The 6,678-nt window shown below is 66.3% G+C and carries 10 protein-coding genes and 1 tRNA gene; 7 read left to right on the forward strand and 4 right to left on the reverse strand.

Annotated elements, in window-relative coordinates:
* Nucleotides 1–199 (forward strand): hypothetical protein (locus AC3XYG_RS06470; RefSeq protein WP_489138991.1); only part of this gene is annotated, 199 nt, incomplete at its 5' end.
* A 983-nt stretch (nucleotides 200–1,182) separates the two neighbouring features.
* Here AC3XYG_RS06470 and AC3XYG_RS06475 read toward each other — a convergent pair.
* Nucleotides 1,183–1,845, reverse strand: a complete 663-nt coding sequence (locus AC3XYG_RS06475; protein ID WP_489138992.1) for a hypothetical protein — start codon at nucleotides 1,843–1,845, stop codon at nucleotides 1,183–1,185.
* A 158-nt stretch (nucleotides 1,846–2,003) separates the two neighbouring features.
* On the opposite strand from AC3XYG_RS06475, the gene AC3XYG_RS06480 reads away from it, so the two are divergent.
* Complete coding sequence (locus AC3XYG_RS06480) at nucleotides 2,004–2,399, forward strand: hypothetical protein (protein WP_489138993.1); 396 nt, start codon at nucleotides 2,004–2,006, stop codon at nucleotides 2,397–2,399.
* A gap of 145 nt (nucleotides 2,400–2,544) precedes the next feature.
* Here AC3XYG_RS06480 and AC3XYG_RS06485 read toward each other — a convergent pair whose 3' ends face one another.
* Nucleotides 2,545–2,763, reverse strand: coding sequence for a hypothetical protein (locus AC3XYG_RS06485; RefSeq protein WP_489139000.1), 219 nt, complete (start codon nucleotides 2,761–2,763; stop codon nucleotides 2,545–2,547).
* Here AC3XYG_RS06485 and AC3XYG_RS06490 point away from each other — a divergent pair.
* Nucleotides 2,683–3,153 carry a tyrosine-type recombinase/integrase gene (locus AC3XYG_RS06490; protein ID WP_489138994.1) on the forward strand — a complete coding sequence of 157 codons (471 nt, stop codon included), beginning with the start codon at nucleotides 2,683–2,685 and terminating at the stop codon, nucleotides 3,151–3,153. The two genes, AC3XYG_RS06485 and AC3XYG_RS06490, sit on opposite strands and share 81 nt — an antisense overlap.
* 80 nt (nucleotides 3,154–3,233) lie before the next feature.
* Here AC3XYG_RS06490 and AC3XYG_RS06495 read toward each other — a convergent pair.
* Both AC3XYG_RS06495 and AC3XYG_RS06500 read right to left on the reverse strand, forming a co-directional pair.
* A tRNA-Pro gene (locus tag AC3XYG_RS06495) sits at nucleotides 3,234–3,310 on the reverse strand.
* A gap of 66 nt (nucleotides 3,311–3,376) precedes the next feature.
* A complete protein-coding gene (locus tag AC3XYG_RS06500) occupies nucleotides 3,377–4,408 on the reverse strand; it encodes a polyprenyl synthetase family protein (protein WP_489138995.1) in 1,032 nt (343 codons plus the stop codon).
* Nucleotides 4,409–4,509: 101 nt separating this feature from the next.
* On the opposite strand from AC3XYG_RS06500, the gene AC3XYG_RS06505 reads away from it, so the two are divergent.
* The 4 genes from AC3XYG_RS06505 to AC3XYG_RS06520 all read left to right on the forward strand — a co-directional run bounded on the left by AC3XYG_RS06505 (nucleotide 4,510) and on the right by AC3XYG_RS06520 (nucleotide 6,677).
* Nucleotides 4,510–4,767, forward strand: coding sequence for a putative signal transducing protein (locus AC3XYG_RS06505; protein ID WP_489138996.1), 258 nt, complete (start codon nucleotides 4,510–4,512; stop codon nucleotides 4,765–4,767).
* Complete coding sequence (locus AC3XYG_RS06510) at nucleotides 4,760–5,512, forward strand: tRNA1(Val) (adenine(37)-N6)-methyltransferase (protein WP_489138997.1); 753 nt, start codon at nucleotides 4,760–4,762, stop codon at nucleotides 5,510–5,512. The genes AC3XYG_RS06505 and AC3XYG_RS06510 overlap by 8 nt, the downstream gene beginning before the upstream one ends.
* An 82-nt stretch (nucleotides 5,513–5,594) precedes the next feature.
* Nucleotides 5,595–6,434: a S49 family peptidase gene (locus AC3XYG_RS06515; protein ID WP_489138998.1), complete on the forward strand. Its 840-nt coding sequence runs from the start codon at nucleotides 5,595–5,597 to the stop codon at nucleotides 6,432–6,434.
* Nucleotides 6,435–6,449: 15 nt separating this feature from the next.
* On the forward strand, nucleotides 6,450–6,677 hold the full coding sequence (locus tag AC3XYG_RS06520; RefSeq protein ID WP_489138999.1) for a hypothetical protein: 228 nt from the start codon (nucleotides 6,450–6,452) through the stop codon (nucleotides 6,675–6,677).
* The last annotated feature ends 1 nt before the right edge of the window (nucleotide 6,678 follow it).

The raw sequence follows: 6,678 nt of genomic DNA on the forward strand, positions 1-6,678 counted from the left end.
GACCGGCTGGAACTGGCTGGAAGGCTGGTACCCGAAGCCGGCGCAGGGCCGGCCGCAGGCGGTGCACTACACCAGCGGCGGCCCGTGGTTCGAGAACTACCAGGATGTCGACTACGCCCAGGAATGGCGCGACACCGCCGCTCTCCTGGACGCAAGCGCACCATCCGATGATACCTCTCCTCCAGCAACAATGACCTGATGACTCGTTCCTAGGTTCCTTACGCAAAAATGCGTTGCTTGGGCTTTTTGGACAGATCGCTCACTCCAGCGCATTGTTGGGTGCCTCGGGCCCGTGTGCCAGTGTGGATCGGTTTGGCTCGATTTTGGCCGGCGCGATGGCGATGTCCGGGTTTTTGTGCTCCTGGCCCAACCTGCTGCCCGCAAGTGCCGGGATCCGCTCAATTCGGACCACGTCTGGAATTCGGACGGCGACCTAGTGGCCGCTTGTGGCACATTTGCGACACGCGAGGAGCCGGTGGGCAATTGCAACTTGCGCGATGCAGCACCTGCACGCTTCATATTGGACGATCAAATAATGTAGTTGCTGAAAATTTAGTGCAGCGAAGCTCCGGGCAGGGGTTGTGAATGCCCGCTCGGTCCTGAAGCCGTGTGGAAACGTCTCGGCTTCGACCAACCCCCGAGACCGCCGATTTCGGGGTGCCGACGAGCTGTCTGCTTATGCTGTCTGCTTATATTGCTATTCAACCTGGCTAGAACCACCGGCAGAGAGGGATGGAATTCGACTGAGAACGCGCCGTGGCGCCGGTGCTCCCGACTTATGCATCCAGATCTTTTGGGCCTCGGGTTCGCTACGGCCTCTGCTGAAGTCTGGCTCAAGAGCGCGACGTCAGGTTGCACGTTCCCAATGCAGCAGCGCAGTTGGGTCAGCGTCGCTGCAGAACGATCGCGGATAGCGAGAACAAATTGACCCCCGCTTCTCAGCGGAACCCTTTTACCCGACCGCCTTTGTTGACCGGCTGAGCCGCGGAAACCTAGGTTTCCCGCAGCGCAAGGGGCTGGCTTCGTCGCTGTGCTCTTTGTCGGCCGTGCGGCGTCCCCAGTCTTCGGCCTGCGGCCTGCCAGCCAGGGTGATCCCCCTCCCCATGGCCGACCCCATTCTGCGCCGCTCCCATCCTCGCCCCTTCGGCAGGCGCCTTCGCTGGCATGCGCCCCGAAGCGCAATCAACCGAAAAAGATGGTGAGATGAACACGACGATGCAACCCCAGGGCGACCGAGCCGTGACGACGAGCTTCGCGGTCGATGTTTCGCGTGGCGAGCGCGACAGCCGCGTTTCGTCGGAATGGTACAGCCGCCCCGATGATGAGCGATTTTTGGACCTGGATGACCTCCACCGCGCCGTGAAGATGCGTGCAGATGGAGCTAAGGTTCGCACGGTTGAGTCCCGCACCGTCCGCGTCCATGCCGAGCGTAGCGACGCCGAAGGCCTTGGGCTGATTGTTCCAGGCCGCGATGAGGTAGTTACGCCGACGCATTGGAGCTTCGGTCAGCTGAGCACGCTGGTATCGGCGCCAGCATCGTATCTGCGGAGCCTGCCGGCGCCTCTCGCCGCTATCAACCTGCAGCATGGATTGCTCAGCCACCGGGCCGAGCTGGTCAAGACGCTTGAGACTGAAGCCGGTCGGGTCGAGTTGCGCGCCGTCACCGGGGTCGATTATGGACGGATTTGGGATCATGAGCTCGTGGCTGCAATTCAGCGCATCGCGGGGAATGGAGTCGGCGACACTCGGTGGAAGGTTCCCGGAATACTGGATTGGTCGACCATGCGGCACAATCCGTTCGTTGATGTCGACAAGTCCAACACCACGCTCTATGCGTCGGATCACGACTCTTCGTCTTTCTCGTCGACGATACCCATCCGATCGAGGCCGGGCGCCTGCCGAGCGGCGAGCCCGACCTGTATTTCCGGGGCTTCTATGCCTGGAACTCGGAAGTCGGGGCCCGGACCCTCGGCATCGCAAGCTTCTATCTTCGCGCCGTCTGCATGAACCGCAATCTGTGGGGCGTGGAGCAGTTCGAGCAGATCACCATCCGGCACAGCAAGTTTGCGGGGGACCGGTTCGCCCGCGAGGCGGCACCCGCCCTTCGGAACTTCGCCAACAGTAGCGACGCCGGTTTCATTTCCGGCATCAAGGCGGCCCGGGCGCAGATCGTCGCTCGCACGGCTGAAGAGCGGAGCGGCTTCCTCAACAAGCGCGGCTTCACCAAGCCCGAGACCGCCCAGATCATCCGTGCGGTGCTGAATGAGGAAGGCCGGGAACCCGAGAGCATCTTTGATTTCGTGCAGGGGATCACGGCGGTAGTCCGCGACAAACCGCATCAGGATGCGCGGCTCGACATGGAGCGCAAGGCGAAGCGGTTGCTGGAAAGCGTCGCATGATCTTTCCGCGAGCGGCCGCCTGGGGCGGCCGCTCGTGACTCGCAGTGGTCGCCAGCATGAAAAGGGTCGCCGTCGCTGGGGCGCCGAGGCCCTTCCCATGTCGATAAAAAATACGATGCGCATGTGTAAAGGAATTCAACGGACGTCAGGCCGCTTCAACTGCGCCCGCTCCCGACGACGCATTGCTCAGCTTCACTGTCAGCGCCCGGAACTCCTTCAATAGGGCGCCATCAGTCACATCTAGATCAGCTAAGCCGGCACGAACAGCCAGATCGCCGATCCGGTGCGAAGCCTTGCCCAAGTCAGCCGGCATGACCGGCGAATCAACCTGAACCCCCGAGGTCGGAAGCAGACGAAGAAACATCGTCCGATCGTTCCGATTTCCGACACGCTGTTGCCCTATCTGGGAGCGTGCGACGGGGAACGGTTCGTTATGTTCAATGGACAGCCGATCAAGAGGATCGCGCGAGCGTTCGCCGCTGCGGTAAAGGCCGCGGGCTTACCGAAAGAGGTGACGCCCTATAGCTTGCGTCGTACGATGGCAACCGAACTACGACGGCGCGGTGTGCCGCTGTGGGAGGTGGAGGGCTTTCTCGGCCATCGCGTCGCGAAGGGTGCCACCGAAGACTATGCGGAGTTCAGCCCGGACTACCTCAGCTTGGGTGTCCAGGCGATCGACGCCTATTTCGCGGAGCTTGGGGAGAGGTTTTCGGACCTTCTCCCAGGCTTCAAGTCTCAACTGCGTGATACCTGAGGATGCGTCTGGCCAGTCACCCCGGACGGGGAAAACTGGATTGCTTGAGGTGCCGCCTGGCTCGGGAAGCCATGCGGCGGTGGTCGGAGTGAGAGGATTCGAACCTCCGGCTTCTACGTCCCGAACGTAGCGCTCTACCAGGCTGAGCTACACTCCGTTGCACCGGCGGTTGGGCTTATAGCGGGCCTGATCGGGGGCCGCAATAGCCAGTGTCGTTGTTCTGTCAGAAATCGCGTTCGACGACGAAATCGACCACATCTTCCAAGGCTGTCCGCATCGGCGAGGCCGGCAGCAGGGCCAGGGCGCGGCGGGCGGCCTCGGCATGGGTGCGCGCCGTCGCCATGCTGTCGGCCAGGGCGCTGCGGCGCTGCAGCAGTACGACGGCGTGGTCGAGGTCCGGCTCGGACTGCTGGTTCTCTTCCAGCGTGCGGCGCCAGAATTCGCGCTCTTCCTCGGTGCCGCGCTCCATCGCCAGAATCACCGGCAGGGTGATCTTGCCCTCGCGGAAATCGTCGCCGATGGTCTTGCCCAGCCGTGCCTGGGCGGCGGAATAGTCCAGCACGTCGTCGACGATCTGGAAGGCGATTCCCAGTTCGGTGCCGAAGCGGCGCATCGCCTCGCATTCGGCCGGGCTGCGATCCGCCACCACCGCGCCGATCTCGCAGGCCGCGGCGAACAGCTCCGCCGTCTTGGCGCTGATGATGCGCAGATAGGTGTCGCGGCTGGTCACCGTGTCATGCGCGGCCGAAAGCTGCAGCACCTCGCCCTCGGCGATCACGGCCGAGGCGTTGGCGAGGATCCCCAGCGTGCCCATCGACCCGTCCTCGACCATCACCTGGAAGGCGCGGGAGAACAGGAAGTCGCCGACCAGCACGCTGGCCTGGTTGCCGAACACGACATTGGCCGAGGCCTGGCCGCGGCGCAGGTCGCTCTCGTCGACCACGTCGTCATGCAGCAGGGTGGCGGTGTGGATGAACTCGACCGCGGCGGCGAGGCCGATATGGCGCTGGCCCGCATGGCCGCACAGCCGGGCCGAAGCCAGGGTCAGCACGGGCCGGATGCGCTTGCCGCCGGAGGCGATGAGGTAGCCGGCCAGCTGGGGGATCAGGTCGACCGAGCTCTTCATCCGGTCGAGGATCAGCGCGTTCACCGCCGCCAGGTCGTCGGCGACGAGCGCGGTCAGGCGATCGAGCGCGCCGGCCTCGGCCTGCGGCTCGGGGGATTCGGTCCTTGTCGCTCCAAGACTGGCGGTCAAGCCCGGCTCCTCAACATCCACACCCGATCCTTCCGGTACCCGCACCCTTCCGACCCTAACACGCAGCAGCAGGGCAGCGAACCGGGCCGGATTGTGTCACCATGATCGTGTGTGCGCTGCATAGACGAGAAATGGGCCCCGTGAAAGAGCTTCTGCGAACCAACGATCCGGTCCGGCTGTCGTTCCTGACGGCGCTGCTGGCCGATGCGCGGATCGAAAGCATCGTCCTTGATATGCACACATCCGTGCTGGAAGGGAGCCTAGGCATCTTGCCGCGCCGGCTGATGGTGGCGGTCGATGACTGGGACGACGCCCGGGATATTCTGCTGTCGGCGGGGGAAAGCCTGCCGGATGCCTGAGAAGCCGGCTGGCCCGGATCGGGCGGTCGGCGAGGACCGGCTGCTCGACGGCCGGGTCCGCCTGCTGCAGCCGCTCGAAGGCTACCGTGCTGCGATCGACCCGGTGCTGCTGGCCGCGGCGACGGCGGCGGAGGCGGGCGAGGCGGTGGCCGATCTCGGCTGCGGTGTCGGGGCGGCGCTGCTGTGCCTGGCCCTCCGCTGTCCCGGCGTGTCCGTGACCGGTGTCGAGCGCGACCCGTTGCTGGCCGGCCTGGCGCGCGAGAACCTGGCGCTGAACGGGCTGCAGGATCGTGGCGCGATCGTCGGCGGCAGCGTCGCCGACCCGATCCCGGGCGCGCCGTTCGACCGGGTGATGATGAACCCGCCCTTCCTGCCGCCGGGTCGCGGCCGGGCCTCGGCCGACCCGATCAAGGCGGGAGCGAATGTCGAGGACGGGCTGGACCTGGCCGGCTGGATCGCCGCGGCGGCCCGGGCGCTGAAGCCGCTTGGCTGGCTGACCCTGATCCACCGTGCCGATCGGATCGACGAGATCTGCGTCGCGCTGCGTCCGGCATTCGGCTCGATCACATTGATCCCGCTCTGGCCCAAGGCCGGGGTGGCTGCCCGGCGCATCCTGGTGCAGGCGCGGCGCGGCGGCCGGTCGCCGGCGATCCTCTCGCCCGGGCTGGTGCTGCACGAGGCCGATGGCGGTTTCACCGCCGCGGCGCAGGCCGTGCTGCGCGACGCCGGGCCGCTGGATGTGTGAGACCCGGCCCTTTTGAAATCGAGGGCCGACGGGCCATATGCTGCCCCGTATCTTGCGGCAACCAACCTGATGTGAGCGCAGGATGGGCAGCCTGTCCCGACGTCCCTGGATCGGCCGCGGCGACGCGCCGGTGGTGACGGTGCTGCCGCTGCGCGGCGTGATCGGCGGCGGCCGGGGGCCTTTCGCCCAGGGCCTGTCGCTGGACCGGCTGGCCAAGTTGATCGATGCGGCGTTCAAGCCGAAGGGTCTCGCCGCGGTGGCGCTGGTGATCAACTCGCCCGGCGGGTCGCCGGTGCAGTCGTCACTGATCGCCCGCCGCATCCGCGACCTGGCGGATGAGAAGAAGGTGCCGGTCTTCGCCTTCGTCGAGGATGTCGCAGCCTCGGGCGGCTATTGGCTGGCCTGCGCCGCCGACGAGATCTGGGTCGATGACAGCTCGATCGTCGGCTCGATCGGCGTGGTCTCCTCCGGCTTCGGCTTCCAGGACCTGATCGCCAAGCTTGGGGTCGAGCGGCGGATGCACACCGCCGGCTCGCGCAAGGCGATCCTCGACCCGTACCAGCCGGAACGGCCGGAGGACGTGGCCAAGCTGGAGGAGCTGCAGCGCGAGATCCATGCCAGCTTCATCGCCCATATCCGGGCCCGCCGCGGCGGCCGGCTGACGGCGGATGACGCCACTTTGTTCAGCGGCGAATTCTGGACCGGCGCCCAGGGCCGGGTGCTCGGGCTGGCCGACGGCATCGGCCATTCCCGCGCCGTGCTGCGCGCCAAGTTCGGCGAAAAGGTCCAGCTGCGCGCGGTGCAGCAGCGCAGCGGCCTGGTCCGGCGGCTGACCCGGGCCGACAGCCGGATCGCCGCCGCCATGGACAGCGCCGTCGCCACGGTGGAGGATCGGCTGCTCTGGTCCCGCTTCGGGCTGTAAGGACACCGCCAGGCCATGTTCGCCAAACTCCTCGTCTTGATCGCCCTGGTGGTCGGCGTGTTCTGGGCGATGGGCGCCATCCGCCGCGTCGGCGTGGCGCGTGAGGCCGCGGCCAAGCGGGACACACTGTCCCGCCAGCACCGGGCGCGCCAGGCCTCGGCCAAGGGCGCCGAGGATCTGGTCCGCTGCCCCCGCTGCGGCGCCTACCACGCCGACGGCCTGGGCCATCGCTGCGAGGGGTGAG

It is taken from the genome of Inquilinus sp. (assembly GCF_057815775.1).

Bases quoted from the DNA above. Each gene is read 5' to 3' on its own strand.
- AC3XYG_RS06510 (WP_489138997.1), top strand. From the start codon at position 4,760: ATGCCTGAGAAGCCGGCTGGCCCGGATCGGGCGGTCGGCGAGGACCGG.
- AC3XYG_RS06515 (WP_489138998.1), top strand. From the start codon at position 5,595: ATGGGCAGCCTGTCCCGACGTCCCTGGATCGGCCGCGGCGACGCGCCG.
- AC3XYG_RS06480 (WP_489138993.1), top strand. From the start codon at position 2,004: ATGAACCGCAATCTGTGGGGCGTGGAGCAGTTCGAGCAGATCACCATC.
- AC3XYG_RS06505 (WP_489138996.1), top strand. From the start codon at position 4,510: ATGATCGTGTGTGCGCTGCATAGACGAGAAATGGGCCCCGTGAAAGAG.
- AC3XYG_RS06485 (WP_489139000.1), bottom strand. From the start codon at position 2,763: ATGTTTCTTCGTCTGCTTCCGACCTCGGGGGTTCAGGTTGATTCGCCG.
- AC3XYG_RS06520 (WP_489138999.1), top strand. From the start codon at position 6,450: ATGTTCGCCAAACTCCTCGTCTTGATCGCCCTGGTGGTCGGCGTGTTC.